Origin of the sequence: Labilibaculum sp., from assembly GCF_041595635.1 — a bacterium.
Classification (GTDB): Bacteria; Bacteroidota; Bacteroidia; order Bacteroidales; family Marinifilaceae; genus Labilibaculum.
This window is the reverse complement of sequence record NZ_JBFHJW010000079.1, coordinates 1-16,903: the sequence shown is the minus strand read 5'-3', so window position 1 is coordinate 16,903 and position 16,903 is coordinate 1. Positions and strand designations below refer to the sequence as shown.

Annotated in this window: 14 protein-coding genes; all 14 read right to left on the bottom strand. The window is 34.7% G+C overall.

Features of this window, described 5'->3' with window-relative positions; all coding sequences use genetic code 11:
* Positions 1 to 1,070: 1,070 nt before the first annotated feature.
* The 14 genes from ABYT26_RS15890 to ABYT26_RS15825 all read right to left on the bottom strand — a co-directional run bounded on the left by ABYT26_RS15890 (position 1,071) and on the right by ABYT26_RS15825 (position 16,794).
* On the bottom strand, positions 1,071 to 1,814 hold the full coding sequence (locus tag ABYT26_RS15890; RefSeq protein WP_372755683.1) for a WecB/TagA/CpsF family glycosyltransferase: 744 nt from the start codon (positions 1,812 to 1,814) through the stop codon (positions 1,071 to 1,073).
* Positions 1,815 to 3,017 carry a glycosyltransferase family 4 protein gene (locus ABYT26_RS15885; protein ID WP_372755681.1) on the bottom strand — a complete coding sequence of 401 codons (1,203 nt, stop codon included), beginning with the start codon at positions 3,015 to 3,017 and terminating at the stop codon, positions 1,815 to 1,817.
* A 33-nt stretch (positions 3,018 to 3,050) separates the two neighbouring features.
* Complete coding sequence (locus ABYT26_RS15880) at positions 3,051 to 4,187, bottom strand: glycosyltransferase (protein WP_372755679.1); 1,137 nt, start codon at positions 4,185 to 4,187, stop codon at positions 3,051 to 3,053.
* A gap of 16 nt (positions 4,188 to 4,203) precedes the next feature.
* Complete coding sequence (locus ABYT26_RS15875; RefSeq protein WP_372755677.1) at positions 4,204 to 5,361, bottom strand: glycosyltransferase; 1,158 nt, start codon at positions 5,359 to 5,361, stop codon at positions 4,204 to 4,206.
* A 24-nt stretch (positions 5,362 to 5,385) separates the two neighbouring features.
* A complete protein-coding gene (locus ABYT26_RS15870; protein ID WP_372755675.1) occupies positions 5,386 to 6,228 on the bottom strand; it encodes a glycosyltransferase family 2 protein in 843 nt (280 codons plus the stop codon).
* Positions 6,225 to 7,442, bottom strand: coding sequence for a hypothetical protein (locus ABYT26_RS15865; RefSeq protein WP_372755672.1), 1,218 nt, complete (start codon positions 7,440 to 7,442; stop codon positions 6,225 to 6,227). Before ABYT26_RS15865 ends, ABYT26_RS15870 begins: the two co-directional genes overlap by 4 nt.
* Before the next feature lie 21 nt (positions 7,443 to 7,463).
* Positions 7,464 to 8,612: a glycosyltransferase family 4 protein gene (locus tag ABYT26_RS15860; RefSeq protein WP_372755670.1), complete on the bottom strand. Its 1,149-nt coding sequence runs from the start codon at positions 8,610 to 8,612 to the stop codon at positions 7,464 to 7,466.
* A 52-nt stretch (positions 8,613 to 8,664) separates the two neighbouring features.
* Positions 8,665 to 9,825 (bottom strand): glycosyltransferase family 4 protein, encoded by a 1,161-nt coding sequence (locus ABYT26_RS15855; RefSeq protein ID WP_372755668.1) that lies wholly within the window; start codon positions 9,823 to 9,825, stop codon positions 8,665 to 8,667.
* Positions 9,826 to 9,851: 26 nt separating this feature from the next.
* A complete protein-coding gene (locus tag ABYT26_RS15850; protein WP_372755666.1) occupies positions 9,852 to 10,817 on the bottom strand; it encodes a hypothetical protein in 966 nt (321 codons plus the stop codon).
* 138 nt (positions 10,818 to 10,955) lie between these two features.
* The gene (locus ABYT26_RS15845) at positions 10,956 to 11,942 is read right to left on the bottom strand and encodes an acyltransferase family protein (RefSeq protein ID WP_372755664.1); all 987 of its coding nucleotides are present in this window, start codon (positions 11,940 to 11,942) and stop codon (positions 10,956 to 10,958) included.
* 142 nt (positions 11,943 to 12,084) lie between these two features.
* Positions 12,085 to 13,152 carry an acyltransferase family protein gene (locus ABYT26_RS15840; protein ID WP_372755662.1) on the bottom strand — a complete coding sequence of 356 codons (1,068 nt, stop codon included), beginning with the start codon at positions 13,150 to 13,152 and terminating at the stop codon, positions 12,085 to 12,087.
* Between the two features lie 7 nt (positions 13,153 to 13,159).
* Positions 13,160 to 14,029, bottom strand: a complete 870-nt coding sequence (locus ABYT26_RS15835; RefSeq protein WP_372755660.1) for an alpha-1,2-fucosyltransferase — start codon at positions 14,027 to 14,029, stop codon at positions 13,160 to 13,162.
* 149 nt (positions 14,030 to 14,178) lie between these two features.
* Complete coding sequence (locus ABYT26_RS15830; RefSeq protein ID WP_372755658.1) at positions 14,179 to 15,735, bottom strand: hypothetical protein; 1,557 nt, start codon at positions 15,733 to 15,735, stop codon at positions 14,179 to 14,181.
* A gap of 63 nt (positions 15,736 to 15,798) precedes the next feature.
* Complete coding sequence (locus tag ABYT26_RS15825) at positions 15,799 to 16,794, bottom strand: acyltransferase family protein (protein ID WP_372755685.1); 996 nt, start codon at positions 16,792 to 16,794, stop codon at positions 15,799 to 15,801.
* Between the last annotated feature and the right edge of the window lie 109 nt (positions 16,795 to 16,903).

Below are 16,903 nucleotides of genomic sequence, written 5' to 3'. Positions count from 1 at the left end.
GCGAGGAGGTACGACGTGGCAATCTGTCTCTATTTTGCAAAATCATTTTTAATCATTTCTTTCTGCGTTATCTGCGTCCAGGTATTTTTTTCTTTGTCCTCAAGTCGGACAGACTTTTACTTTTTCCATTGATAAAAAAGTAAACTACCGAACGAAGTGAGATCATGAACACCCGTGAAAATTATTATTGTGAATAAAAAATCTACCGCGCAGATAAAAGACCTAAAAATCAAATTATTTCTCTAAAACCTGAAACTCGTCCTTTTAGCCCCTCATGCTTCGGGTCTAACGTTCCTCAAACAAGTCAGGTTTCTTAACGTGAAAGAATTCGGATTTTCTTCACGCTCTTTTTTCTGATGCGGGTCCAGCTCATCTATCATCATCCTGCGGACTTTTCGCACTTTCGCCTCTTCCTCTCTAAGGGGCCCCACCTGCTTTGTCCATGTCGAGCTGCCCTGTTTCGGCATTCGAATTCTTAATTATTTATTGTTAATTCTTAATTAATAAGCAGATCCTTCGTCGCTGCGCTTCCCTCAGGATGACAGCCGCTAATGATCACCCTGCGAACTTTTCGCTCTTTCGCCTCTTCCCCTCTCCACTGTTGCTGTCATGACCTTCGGAGATCTCGCAAGCTCGGTAGCGAGGAGGTACGACGTGGCAATCTGTCTCTATTTTGCAAAATCATTTTTAATCATTTCTTTCTGCGTTATCTGCGTCCAGGTATTTTTTTCTTCTCCTCAAGCCGGAGGGGCTCTTAGCTTTTTCCGATGAAAAAGTAAGCCAAAAATCCTCGGTGGCGTCCTCAACCACCCATTAAAGCTCGAAGTCTAAACAAAAGAAACTCGCTTCGCTCACACAGTCTTTTGTTTCACGCCTTCTTCACTAAATGGGTCCCGGTCTCCGGACTAAATTCCGAATCCTCCTGATTCAACATTGTGCGTTGAGAGCACTCTTCTCAAGGAATATTTAATTTGTGAAATTTGTGGAATTTGGGCTTTTCTTTAACCTTTCTCCTTTATCCTTTAACCTTTTTTCCTCCAGCTCTGCTGGTCCCGAGTATCGGGATTTGACTATTTGACTTTTAAAGACCTTTTGACTTTACTTTTAAACACATCAATAAAAAAGACGGGTGTAGATAGCAGGTACCTGCGCCACATGCGCCTGGGTTCTTTTAGCAGTCTGCCCAGCCATTCCAATTTCAATTTGATGACCCAATTGGCTGGACGCTGGGTGGTGCCGGCATAAAAATCGAATACCGCCCCTATGGAGCAAATGATGCCCGCATTTAAGCGGCTTTTGTTTGCGTGTACCCATTTTTCCTGCTTGGGAGCGGTCATGCCGATAAACAACACATCTGGATGAAATTCATTCACCTGCTCACACATCATTTTATTTTCGGGCTCGGAGAATTGTGCCCGATAGGGAGGGGAAAAAGAACCGACCCTAACATTCGGAAACTCTTTGCCCAAACGTTGCCCAATCAGATGCAGCGTATTTAAGCTGGCCCCCAGAAAAAAACACGATCCCTTCTGCTTGTTCAATTGTTCCAATAGATGGGTGAAGATATCGTAACCGGCTATCTTCTGAATCTTCTGTCCGCTCAATACCCGGGCTCCGAAAACCACCGATACGCCATCGGGTAAGAGGATGTCCGAAGCCTGCAAAGCCTCCCGAAATTCCGGATCGCCCTTGGCAACATTGTAGGAATGTCCATTGAGGGTATTGATAACCGAGCTGTTTCCAATCCTAATTTTCGATAAGTCTGAGCCATAGACCTCATAGCCCAGGACTTCTGCCTTAGAAGTATGCATCATTTAAAATAAGTTTGTTTTTGTTTGCGCTTGCGCGGATGTGGTAAGAACCTGCTGATAGAGATGCTGCAGATTGAGAGAATATTGCTGAGGCGTATATTTTTCTTGTAATTTTTGATAACCCACTTCACCAAATTCTTTTGCTTTTTGCGGATCGCTCCACAAGCTTTCTATCTGTTTTGCCAAATCGCTTGCATTGCCCGTTTCGAATAGTAAACCATTAACCTGATTTCTAACGACCTCTGGAAAACCAGCCATATTGGGCGCAATTATGGGCAAAGAATGATTCATGGCCTCAGGAAATACCATGGGGAAACCTTCGTACCAAATGCTAGATAACACATATAAAGACGCAGCCTGATAAAATTCATTCAGTTCATCTGCTTTTAACATCCCGACCAATTCAACATTAGTTGGCTTCACAGGCAATTCATAATCTTCCCGAACACCTCCTGCTAATTTAAAAGGAATATGTGGTAGCAATCTGGCTGCTTCAAAAAGAACATCAATTCCTTTTTCCGGACTAATTCGACCTGCAAAAGCAATGTACTTTTTCGTGTTTCCTGAAGCAATCTTTTTTTCTTTTTGCACTTTCCCACTGTACATGTTCGGAATGACAAACAATTTTTCAGCTGCAAAACCATTGCTTGCCAACTTCTCTTTCTGAAATTCCGTTAAGCAGGCAAAAGCATCCACATGTTTCAAATAGTATTTTTGTTTGCGAGCCCACCAGTTGCGCAAGGCGTAACCCATACTTTTAAAGTGGGAAGATTCACAATTTTTAGCAATGCAATTCCATTCCTTTCCTTTGCCCGCACAAGCTTCACATATTTTTCCCTGGCTAAAAAACAATCCATTGGGACAGACCAAACGGTAATTGTGAACCGTCATAACAATGGGAATGCCTGCTTTTTTAATGACAGGCAAAATGGCTGGTGATATTAAGGGAAATAGATTGTGAATGTGTACTAAATCGGGCTGCTCTGAGACTAGTAAACGCTTGATCTCTTTTACTGAACGTGGATTATAGAAGGCCGAGCAGAAAGAACGCAACTTGCCCAAAGGCATCGTCTCAATTTCGACACTCTTCCGAAAATAGGTGCTTACAGTATGCCCGCTCTCTTGCAATAATTTAATTTGTGCTTCTACAACCGCTTCTTCTCCACTAAACTTGCTGTAGTGATTGTGTATGATGAGTATTTTCAAAATTTATCTTTTAATCGGTTCACAAACAAAAACTTATTTAATAGAAGCATAAAGTTCTGAATATTTATAAATCATATTTTCGAAAGAAAATTTATTGGAAACAAATTCAAATGCTTGCTCTTTTAACTCATCCAAATTGTATTCTTCATTAACTAACTTATCAATAATAGTAAGCAATGATGAAGAATCATTCAATTCAAAACAAAGAGGCCAATTTTCAGGTAATGTTTCTGAAAGGCCGGGAGCAATTGCCGCAATTATGGGCAGCTTTGCCAGGGATGCTTCAAGTGACATTAAACCCAAACCTTCGAAGCGAGATGGCATAATTAAATAATCAAAAACATGTAATTTATTGGCAATTTTATCAATAGGACCGTGAATTTTGATATTTGAAAATTGACTAGAAAGATCTAAAAGCTTTTCTCCGTAAGTTCCGGAACCAATAAGATGAAAAACAATCTGCTTCTCGTGTTTATTATTTATTTCAACAATTCTTTCCATCAGAATATCAATTCCTTTCTGATATTCAAACCGCCCACAAAAAGCAATATTAATTTTAGTAGAATCAATTACTAGCTTAATAGGTTCTTCTTTTGGAATATCACATCCATTAAAAATGACTTGTTGATTCTTTGACTGTGACAACTTGCAAGACTCTCTAATTTCTTGATATGCTTTCAAGGCGGCATCTGAAACGCCTACAATAAAATCATCATTAAAAGCAGATTCTGTAAATTTCCCAATTGACCTATGCGTTGACCACAGTTCTGTGTTATGAATTGATCTAACTATTTGAGGCTTCTTAAAGCTAAAGAACGAATACATCTTAAGAACTACCCCTAATACAAAATCTGGGAGATCAGTATGAGAGTGAACCAGTTGTGGTTTTTCTTTTAATAGGAGAAAAAATAATTTGAAAGGTGCAAAGAGTAAACTGATTCGTTTAGAACCACGAAAAAGGGTTTTAATTCGTATGTTTTTAGAGATCAGTCCCTTTCTTTTGTTTTGAGCGTATTGATTTTTAGATTGAAATATTTCAACAATCGTAAATTCAAATCTCTCCGAAGTATCCTTTTGACAGAATTCCGATAAATTAAAAGCAACATTTTCAGCACCACCCAAGTTGATGGAAGTAATCAGTTGGATAATCTTCATTTTTTTAGCTCCCATAAAAGTTATGTTCTGACTATTTAATTGTTTCTAAAACAGCACTATTGATGTTCTGAGAATGCTTTTGGGGATTAAAGTTTGATTCAATTGACTTAGTACATTCATAAAAGGCATCTACATTTCCTTTTATGAACCAATTCTTAATTGCAATTGTCATATCGTCATAATCATTATGCTTATACAAGAATCCATTCTTACCGTGCACAATAGCTTCTACTTCTGGATTTTGCTCACTAAAATTATCATGTGTTAAAACAGGCACTCCATATCCCAACGCATGAATACAATTAAGTCCTACATTTCCGGGAGAAACCATTAAATCTGAGATTAAAAAGAATTTGGCTATATCCTCTTCTTGATACAACGCATTTGTAAAATGAAACTGGCTTTGCAATTGATATTTATCAACTAGATCAATTAACTGCTGCTTAGCTTGCCCATCTCCAATAACAATGCAATTTAGATTCAAACCTTCCCCTTTAAGCTTATACAAAGATTGAATAATCTTATCTACTTTTTTATTTGCAACAAGCCGACCAATAAAAACGAGGGTTTTATGATCTTCTTTAAAAATAGATTTTCTCAGCTTTTGTAGACTTGATTGATCTTTTAATAATTCTTCTCTTATTTTTTTTTGTTTCTGGTAATCTAGAGAATTGCCTATTACAAATATTTTTGATGGATCGAAACCCTCAGCTACCATAATACCTTTAGAAAAGTTGCCATATAAAAGAAGCCCATGAGGCAGAAATTTAAAGAAAACAGTTCGAATCAATTTCTTTAAACCTCTATCGGTCCCCTTAAAACCATGAGACCAAAAAAGTATTTTTTTACCAGCAATTCTGCATAAAAGGGAAAAGATCCAAGTTGAAAGATGCGAAATAGCACCATCCAAAATAAAAAGGTCATACTCTTTTGAAAAGATCTTGGATACTACATTAGTCTGCCAAAGCTGAAGACTCTTTGTGTAATAATAGCTCTTAGAGGAACACCATGTAATCCCCCCATCTTTAGCGGTTTTTTTTAAAATATCAGTTGAGATTGTTTCGATTCCTTCACGACCATTAATATCTCCGACCACTTCATATTCTGCCTCCTTGATTAGACTAAGTTCATTGAATACGCCCAAACGATAGTAAGGGATATATTTACATACAAGCGCGATTTTTGCCATTGCTTATAAAATAATTTAAGGATACTATTTTGAAATAATTTGATAAATTGATGGAGACAATGCTTTTGCATAGGCTTTCCCTGCAAAAATCATCCACTTCCAACCCCAAAATTTTTTACGAAAAGTATTGTACTCTTTCAGATTTAAGCCTAAAGGAGAATACAATAGTTGTAAACGCTTCATTAGTGGGGTCTTTGGATTGCACCAGGCAGGAATTCCTTCATTAGGAGGGCAAATAGCGATATATTCTTTTGTAGTATAGCAATTAAAACCTGCTTGCAAAGCACGCAAACCATAATCAAAGTCTCCCATACCATGCGTATAGTCAGAAGAATGAATTCCTATTTTATTATAAATGTTTTTGGGAACCAAAACAGCATTTCCATTGATGTACTTGCAGGCTTGTAGTTCTCCATTCGGAATTACCGGGCAAATCTCTGTTCTCCCTCCATAAGAAAATTCATTTTCAGTTTCTGATTTCCGACAGGCTCCTGTTATAATACTCTCTGACTGATCAACTTTTAATGCTACCGAATATGTCGCAAGCAATTCTATAATGGCATTTTTATCGAGTAAGGTATCGTCGTTCAACCACAAATAAAAATCATAAGCTTGATGATTTGCTGCTGCCTCCCATGCCAAACGCATGCCCTGATTCCAAAAAAGATTTCCATCTCCTTGTATGATGTTCACGACTGGAAAATTCTTACTGACGGCTTCAGCTGTTCCGTCGGTAGAACCATCATCTACCAAAAAAACATCCAAAGAAAAACCTACGGGTAATATTGCCTCAAATAGAGATGTTAGACAGGTGATTGTTTTTTCTTTCCGGTTGTGGCAGGTGAGGAGTACGGCTATGTTATTCATCTTATAATTGGAGTCTTAGTATTTATTAAATTTTGAGTAATTATTATTTGTTTTACTTCTGATTTACCTAGAAATGGGAAAGAATGAACACATATTATGAAAAAACCCCAAGGCATATCACCTGCCAAAGCATTATTCATTGAACCTACCACTATAAATGAGGCTATAATTAAGAATTTATGAAACAAAGTATAGGTATTTAAAAGTCTGTTCATCCAAAAAAAGTAGGCAACAAACAAAAGCAAAAACATTACAATTCCATAATTAAGAATAATAACAACGTATGAATTTTCAACCCCTGCAGCACCTAATTTCTCCGTTACATTTAGATAGTTTGAAGAATTACCCAACCAAAAATCTGAACTATTAATAAAGGAAAAAGCTTGAAAAACGTCCAATCTCGTCTGTGCACTACCATCTAAAATATCAGAATGCAACAATCTCCCACCGAAGCCATACTCGATCATCAAATATCCAAGAAAACAAGCACCAATTATTGAGAAGCCAATAATAAAAAATGGTGATATTTTCAGCCGTCTTGAATTAACCAAAATATAAATCAGATAAATGAATGCCAATACAAACCATGCAAGCGATGCTCCCCGAGCGTTAAAACATAGCAAAGCAACAAACCCAAGTAATACAAAAAACAACTTATTCCTAATATTCATACTTGTTGTTAAAACAAAACCCATAATTGTCGATACTACTAGGGCATTCCCTAAAGGATGACCTAAAAAAGCAGTACTCCTAAAATCCCAAGCTGGAGTAGAAATAGAATCTGACAATTCCTGGACATACGGGAAAACATTAATTCCACTTGTACGTTCAAAAATTGCCAAAAGGCATTCCGATACGAAAAAAAATAGGACTATGTTTCTCAACTTATTCTTAGTAAAACCATCTTTAGTTTTTATTAAAATTGAAAGTATCATTGGAACTAGGATAAAAAATAGCACTTGCTTTATTGCCTGAATATCCCCCAAAGCATATTTCAACAACATAATAAATAATCCAATTGCAATAATCAAAAACTCTGTTTTAAACCTACGAAACAATTGATCAAAGTCCTGCTCGATTATCTTGTGAATAAACAACAATACAATGATGAGCGAAGAAAATGTACCCACCATTCCTATTCCGATTTTAGCAGCAACACTTGTAGATAAAAAAATATAAATCAGAATACCTATATATAGAATAAAATTCTTCATTTTAAGAATACAATTTATGTTCTAATATTGCTTTGCACTACCGTATGTTACGGTAGAATTTTCATTTTTTTTATACAAGTCAATCATTTTAGTAGCATTCTTTTCCATAGAAAATTCACTAACTACAAAGGAATAGGCATTCTCTGCTTTTTCTTTAGCTACCAAAGGGTTTTCGAAATAGTAAAGAATCTTTTCAGCCATTAACCTATAATCAGGTGCAATTAAAAATCCATTATCATTATTCTCAATTAAATCTCTTAATCCAGCTACATCATTTAAAATCACGGGGACTTTACACGCCATGGCCTCTAGTGCAGAATTACCCAATCCTTCAAATTTGGAAGGCATCAGATATACATCTGAAGCAACCAAAAAATCCCTCACATTTTGTTGATTCCCCATATAATGAATTTGATCTGAAATTCCCAACTCTTTGGTCAAGACTATTTCTTCTTGTTCTAACTCGCCTGTGCCCAAATGAAGATAAATCACATTCATTTGATCTTTAATTAGTGCCAAAGCCCGAATGATATCCTTATGACTTTTGTTTTCAGTACAAGCGCCTGTTGAAATAAGAACAAAAGCTTTTTCAGGAATGGACAAGCTTTTACGAATTGCAAGTTTTTCTAGCTCATCTTTTACTGGAAAAAATTTTTTTGAATCGAACCAGTTGTTAATTCGTACCGAAGGATTCTTGTAGTAATGGAACTCATTCTCATAAACACTTTCTCCAATGGTCTGAAAAGTAACGTTTAAACATTTTCTAAGAATTAAACGTCTTAAAATGGCTACAGGTCTGGTAAATTTTCGATTCTGAAATGTACTGTGCTGTGTCTTTATGCATTTCACATTCGCTAGCCAAGCAATAAAAGCAACAAAATTCAAACTACTTCGATGGATATGTAGGACATCAATCTTTTCCTTTTTTAGAAAACGATATAAGCTGGTATAATACATAAATCCTTTCAATGAAAAAGGTCTAAAATCGATTGGTTTATGAAATATTCTAATTTTCTCACGTTCAAAAACAGGAGCAAAAGTCCCCATTTCTTTTCCTGTACTAAAAGCCAACAGTTCAACTCCCTCTTTTTGAAAAAGGGAAGCCGCATTGGCATACATGATTTCAGCTCCGGAAAATTGGATTTCATTAAAAAGGTGTAGTACTTTCATTATTTATTTTTTCTATAATATTACTAAGACACTAACATTTCAATTTACTCTCTTAGTTCAATTCCTTATAAGCATCTAAGTAAAGATCAACAACCTTACTTTTACTAAAGCGACTAAGCGCAACTTCTCGAGCTTTTACTGAAAATTTGTTATATTCTTTTGAATACATTAAATTGATTAAGGCATTTTTTACAGCATCAACACTTGACACATCAACCAATAAGCCTCCACCATCTTTCAAAATCCACTCCGGACCACCAGAACTCTTCCCTGCAATAACTGGAATCCCCATTGCCATAGCTTCAACTAATACCATTCCAAAAGACTCTTGTAAAGAGGTATGAAGAAAAATATCCATACCTGATAAGCATTGCATTAATTCCTTGAATGGCAAAGATCCATGAAAGTGTATGTTCTCTATATCAAATCGTCCTCTGCACCAAGTATATGCTTTTTCATTTACACCAAATGAAGAACCAAAAAGATGCAATTCTACATTGGAGTTTTTTTCTCTAAGACGTATGAATGCTTCAATTCCGACCTCTACGTTCTTTAGAGATGTAAAACCATTATTTATCATAGCGATACATCTGCTTTCTTCCTTTTTGGTTATTGATTCGTAAAAACCAAAAACTTCATCAGGCTCAAAATTTGGTATAATTTGTATCTTTTTTGAGGTTAGCTTTTTTAAGCCAATTGCACAAGTCTCTGAAACTGTTGTTAATTTTTCAGATTTAAATAAAACAATGGCAGCCATTATCATTCTAAAAAAACGATAAAAATCAGTTTGAGCTTTAAAAACATGCCACGGTGAATCATGACAAGTTACAAGCGTCGGTAATCCACTATCCAAGGTAGCCCATGCCCATTCGTATTGCCAATGGGCATGTACAAAATCAGGTTGTGCTTGTACTATGGCTTTTGTAATGTAATCCCTCTCGACAGCAAAAAAATCAAGACATCTGTGTTTTGCTCTATCCCTGAAAGGTCCCAAATAAATTGAAATATTATCTTCATGCCACTCAAAAGAATCTCCAACCTTAATTTCAGGAGATGAAGAAAACACCGAAACTTTATGACCTAATTCAAGAAGAGCATTTATCAAATGATTAACAGGGACACCACCCATGCCTACCGGCCATTTAGATCTATCACCAGTGTACTGTATATTAATGGAAGGGATATAAATGGGACCTGATATTCCTATATGCATAAATTATTTGTTTATTTGTGAACAGATTACCAATAACAAGAACTTTCAACTTTCGCTGCACCCTTTGGTTTTTCTTTATCTCCGGGTTTCACCCAATGTTCGTTAATTAAACGAGCATAATTGTATGTTGGGTTGTAGTTCTCATCCTCCCATCTTTTCCCTCGTATGCCAAATAGAAGTTGCAAGCTACCCCCCAAATGAATGCTTTTTTTACCCATCCGTTTTACATGTGCAGCTAAGGCAAAACCATAAGCCCCAGCACCAATCAAACAAATATCGTAATCTACTTTATCGATTTCAGATTTCATGTAATCCAAAGCCTCGAACCAATCATTAAATTCTGTCTTTTCTCCTGCAATACTTTGAACAGCTTTGATTGTTTTCAATTCAAATGCAGGTAATAGGTTATTTTCAAATAATAATTCTCTTTTCTGATATTGTTGTTCTATAGTTTCTACAAAAGGATGAACCACCAATACTTTCTTTCCTTCTAATGCTTTTGTCCAAGGGTTTTTAGAGAAATAAGGGTTTAAAAGCTCAAAATTAATTTTCTTACAGTTCCCCAGCTCCTTGCTAAAAATCCTTTCTTCTGGCAACCAAGAACCTAAAATATTAACCTGTTTAATATCTTGAACCATCAATTCGCAAAACTCTTCAATTTTATCAACTGTAGGAGGAAAAAAACCCGCATTGGTATTCATGAATCCAATCAGTTTTTCATTCCACCACCAATCCAGTTCGTTGCCCTTTATGTAATTAATAATATTTTTAGGTCCCTTTTGTACACCCAAATAGTTTACCAATATTGAAAGTTCAAAACCTCCAAAACGAGCAATCATACATGGCTCATCAGCCATCAAAGCCTCATATATTTTTTGTGATACAGAATCTGGATCTTGATCACATTCTGGCTTTTTTAAGGCTTCTTTCCCAAGAGTTTTTGCGTAAAGCTTTCGGAGTACTTTAAGGGTATTGATCGTGAGTTTATTCATTACTTACTGATTGTTACTATTATTTAGCTCAATTCGTTTCTTTCAAAATTTCCTTCATCATCTGCCAATAACCATTATTCCTTTGAATATAGCCATCAAACATCTAGCAAAAAATTCTTATGCCTTTTAATGTAAATATTATATATCCTTTCTGCCAAGCATAGTATAATTAAAAAATGGAATGAGTGCTATTATTCTGGAGAATCCGACACATAGGTATGCTATAAAAACAGAGGTGCTAAATAAAATAGTTAATAAGACAAATGAATTAATTGAACCTAGTCCAGCATTCTCAAGCTTCCAATCTGTTAAATAAAATTGGATGATATAAATAGCCAATGATTCCTTTCCGAACAAAATAAATTGATTACTAATTATTGGCTTCCATTTAATCCGTCTACATATATTCATTATCGAAATAAAGGACATTACAGAAATAATAATCTTGTAAAGATCATCAATCATATTGCCACCAAAAACCCAATGACAACCAAATATCATAAATCCTGATGTACAAATTGTAAACACCCATTTGTTCATGACCAATTTTTCAATCCATGCATATTTTGAGATAAAAACACCAGTATAGAAAGATATTGTATATAAAAGTAAAGAACCAAAATAAGAATTGTTTACTAATAGATAACCGCCAAAAAGGATACTTAGAATTATAACTAAAAGAAAAATATCAAGAAATAGTTTATTCTGTTTATCAATCCGCATGCTAACTAATTGAAACAAACCATAGACTAAAAAAATTTCAAATAGTGTTTTAAGAAACCACAAGCCGGGATTTAATATTACATTCTTAATATCATCTAGGGTAATAAAGCTCCAGTGAGCACTAAAAAAAAACTTATTTATTATTAATGACCAAACAAACAGAGGAACTAAGAGCGTCCGAAATTTCTTTAAAATGAAATTTCCATAGGATCTGAAATTATGAATATTTGTAACTTTATTTGCAATATAACCACTGATCATAAAAAACAATGGCATGTGGAATGAATAAATAAATTCAAACAAAGGATTCTGTGTTCCTCCTGCCAAATCATTAAATTGGATCAAATGACCAATAATCGCTATTCCTCTCATTTGGTCAACATATTCTAATCGCTGTTTCATCGGCTATTTATAATTGTAATATTTCAAATGATGGTCTGATAACTCTCCATTATCAACTACTAAAATCCAATCTTCTTTTGCAGGACAGACTTTATGATCTTTAATAGTAAAACTGGTTATAGGAATAGGGACCATTTATTAATCAGGAATATTTTCTCATTACTGGAACATATTTAAGCATCTTTACTTTAACATTATCTATATTAATTCGTTTACCATATAGTAGCAAGTTTAATACTGGTAAACATGCTACTATTTTCCCGATACCAAGACTGATATACATATGTACTACAGCAATTAATGTAGCTCCCATTGCTATAAGTAGTAAGGGGTAATTTGCTGAAAACACAAAAGAATCAGGAATTATATTAATTGGAGTTACATATATTACCAAGGTAGCCGATCCCATAACTTGTAAAAAATTATCCAGCCATTTAGGCAATTCTAAAACCTTAGCAAAATTATAAAGTGTGATGGTCGCACATAATGACAGAATTCCAATTAACAAAATTTTAAGGCCTTTCAATAAATTCGTAGCAGGTGCAGTTGATTGATAAAAATTAATCAACAACAAAAATAATATTGCTGAACTTAGGAAAATCAACTTATTATTAAATATTTTATAAACTAGTGCATGTTTTGACAAAAAGACACCTATAAAAAAGAAAATAGTATGTATTAAAAAAATAATATTGTTGTATTCATAAGGATTACTTATAAAAACTATTAGACTTAAAAAACTCAAGACTAAAAAATCAATACCCAATTTATTTTGCGTTCGCAATATTTTTGCAATAACAACAAAAAACGAGAAAACTATCATGATTTTAAAAAGAGACAACAGAAACCAAATGGATGGTTGAGAAAGTTGATGGAATGCTTCGGTGCTTAGTTCATATATTGACCAAGTAAAATTGTGATTAATAATATATTGTTTTACAACAATTGGCCAGATAAAGAAAGGGATTAGAAGACTAATCGCTTTTTTGTTCATGAATGTAGCATAATTTTTTAAGGTGTCAATTTTCGTTGTTTTTTCAGCAATATAACCACTTAAAAAAAAGAAAAACGGCATATGGAAAGAGTATACTGCTTCAAATAAAGGATTTAATACAGAGTCAGAAGTGTGCTTTTGGATTATATGACCAAAGACAACTAAAAAAATTGCAAACCCTTTAAGTCTGTCAATAAAGATTATTCTGTCTTTCATTATTTTTTTAGTTCAAATCATTAATAACAAATTCACCTAGATCATTAACCATCACAAAATCCTTCGTTTTCGGATAGCCATGCCAAAAATTAGCAGGACATACTTTTATGCCCTTATTCAATAGTGCGGGCTTATAAGAAAAAGAACTTTTACTGGTAACTAACAAATCGGCGCATGCCATGTGAAGGAAAGAATCTTGTGCTCCCATATCCAAACAGTAGTGAATGTTCTCAAATTTTTCAAATTCAGGAAAGTCAGACCGTACTCCTTGCGAAAAAAGATAAATCGCAATTGGTTTGTCTGTTTTTACATTTTCGACCACAGAGGAAAGAACTTTTTCGAAATAAGTATTATCTTGCCAACGCATCATCAGGTTCGGATTTTTGTTATCCTGTCCGATAACAATATCTCCACGGCGTACATGTATGGCAATGTTGAAATTCTCTTTGGTATAAATAAGTTGTTCTTTCCTATGCTTGTTGGCTCGGTGAAATTTCTGTTTGATCTCTTCCATCACCCCAAACTGATCGCGATAGAACTGATCTTGCTCGCAAACAAAAACTACTTTCTGATCCCCATAAGAAGCAATAATTTTTTGTATACTTACCACTTCATCTGTATTTTTTTCATCGAATAGTGGTAAACGAACCTTCTTGTATCCTTGACTCTTAATCAACTCGTTCGCTAGGACTTCTCCAGCCCCAAAACCAAGAAAATCTTCCCATTTTTGCGTGGAGAAAGGAATATGTGCAAATGGCAAACCAAACTGTTTGGCAAACCAGTAGCCTGCAATCCAATTGGCCATTTGATGCCCAATACCCGCCCCTCGATTGGGAATCGCAGTAAAATAATTTACTTCTTTATTACTTTTCGGCATGTGATAATGGGCGTACCAATAGGCTTTATAAAATTTGGGATAATAGCTTTTAGTGCGTGTTTTTCTAACAAGTTTGCTCCAAACTTTACGTTTAATTTTGTATCTAATTTCAGATAAATTCATTTCTGATTGTATTCTTATTATAACCGTTATTGATTGAAAGCGTACCTTCTGATTATTGAAAATATTCTATCGCTTATATTTTTTATCATTCTGCCAAAAATCTCTCGCTCTTCATTTCTTAATCCAACAAACCATACAGTAAGCAGAAATACGATAAAACTAATTCCCGAAACAAGTAAGAGGCGTACTAATCCATCTGGCATAAATAAAACAGGCAGGATTGCCAATAATGCGGTTAAAGTGAATGAAAGAAGAACTCTACTTAGGATATTTTTCAAAAAGGATAAAATGGATAAACCACAATATTTTTTTGAAAAGAAAAGAATTATACCACCATTAAATATTGAGTAAGTAATAAAAACTAAGTATAAAAAATAAGGTGGATAATTGTATGAAAACAAAATATAAGAGACAAGTAAGGGAAGAAAGTTCAAAACTGATTTAACAATCTGGAATTGTCTAATATTCCCCACTGCCGCAATAGAAGAAGAAAGAGTCAAGAACAACTGTTCAATCAAATTTCTAAGCAGTAATAAGCGACAAAAAATGATCGCATATTCCGGCACATCTTTTAACCAAAATTTAAAAATCAGAGGCATTTCAATCAACACTGGAATGTAAAAAAACATGAGCATAAAAAAGGATACTTTGCTTCCCAACAAGGATGCTTTTAGCATTAAATTCCGATCCCCCGCTCCCTCACTTTTTGCAATTACCGGATTCAATGCTTTCAACATAACATTTGCAAAAACGCCTAATTGACCACTAACTTGTCCTGCAACCCCCTGCGCTGCATTCACCACTGTCCCAAAAAACATGTTAATCACAATGCCTTGCCCATAATTGGCAATCATGCTACTAGAAGACCCCAGAAAGGACCAACCTGCAAAACTGGTCATCTCTTTAAACAGGCTTTTATCGTAGTATTTTCGAATGTTAATTTCTACTTCCTCGTATTTTCGATGACAATAAATACGTCGAATAATCAGTAGCAAAACCGCAAGAGAAGCCATTAGCAAACCATAGCTTGCCAATTTATCAAAGTGAGTATAAGTCACGTAAAAAGCGATACTGAGTTTTAGAATGGCTTCCAATATCCCAAGAATGGCGACAAAAAGCATATTTTCGTGGGCATTGATTACAGCATCGTAAGGAACAGATACAATGGTGAAAAAAGTACTTACAATCAGAAACTGAAAAATCAATTTGGCAGCATCCATTCGCTCAGGATCTATTTTCAGTACACCATTAAAAAGAAAATAGCCTGCTCCTTCTAAAAGCACAACCACTGCAAGAGCTATGAAAAAATGAAGGAGGACACTCACATTAAAAATACTTTTCTGCTTTTGGTGGTTTCCTTCTCCCTGCGCATAGGACATAAAGCGCTGTGTTGCCGAAGCCATGGCAGCATTTAAAAAGGTGAGCATGGCAATGGCACCACCCACTACATTAAATATCCCAAAATCGGCAGCTCCTAATGCCAACAAAACGAGTCGTGTGGCATATAAAGAGATAAAAACCGTAATCGCCATTCTGGCGTAGAGAATCAGGGTATTTTTAGCTACCCGGTTGGCTGCTTGCATAATGGTTTTTTAATGTTTATTAGTAATATCATACATGCCTATTTACACCTTTTGATTTGTACTTCAATTTGTTCGATTTACTTTCCAATCAAAATATCCTTTCGCTCCTTTTTCATTCTGATGAATAATTTTCTTTCCTAAATTTTGAAAAGGGACTTCTATAAGTGAATGGAAAAATCTAGATATAGTCGCTGTTGTTACAATAACAAAAGCTAACCTTATTCCAAAGTTAAGGATCGTATCAAATTGAGTATTAACTTTTATAAAATCGACAAATTTAAATTTAGCCATCGCTCCCAATACAGCAAAATGAATTAAATAAGCACTAAAACTAATCTTACCAAAAAAACAAGTGAATTGATTTACAAAAACAAAATATTCTTTTCTAGATAACATCCAAATTAATCCAAAAAAGCCTATAGATATAACAAAATGTAGAGGTAGTGCTATCCTATATCTAAGATAGCCCATAAGTAAAACTAAGATCAACATAATGCCACTAGCGATTATAGTATTCCTTTTTTCAACAATAAAATCTTTTTTCACAATAAGAAAATATGCAACTATTCCAAGACAAAATATGGGTAACTGGTTTGGAAAATAATAATATAAAAATTGCCCCCAAAGCTCTTCTGAATTGATTAGTGGATACTGTATAAATAAAAACTTAAAAAAAAACGCAACAAACATTGTTGTTATAGTATATATTAAAGCCTTTTCAAAGTTCTTTATTCTGCTTACTAATAATGGAACAATAGCATAAAAAGTCATTTCAACAGTTATAGACCAGCCACCCGGTACCAAATCATTTATCCAATAGGGGCTAACTCCATGGATAAATAAAAAATTGGATATAAGAACTCCATTTGATTCGAAACCATTCTTCCATGTAAAAAAAAATATACCTAAAAAATACATGGGTGCGATTCTAAAAATTCTTCGAATAAAGAAATTTGAATTAACAAACCGTTCGTTAAATAAATGATATTCATGAGACATGAAAAGGGTAAATGCACTTGCCATAAAAAGACACTGTCCCGCAAAGTGTGTAAGTGATATTTCCAGGGTTAGACTTTAGTTAAGTCTGACCCTTTCTTCAAATATAGCTAAAAACTGATTGAGTATCACTCCCCAGTTTTGGATCGGCATCGTCCATTTTATGGTCGCT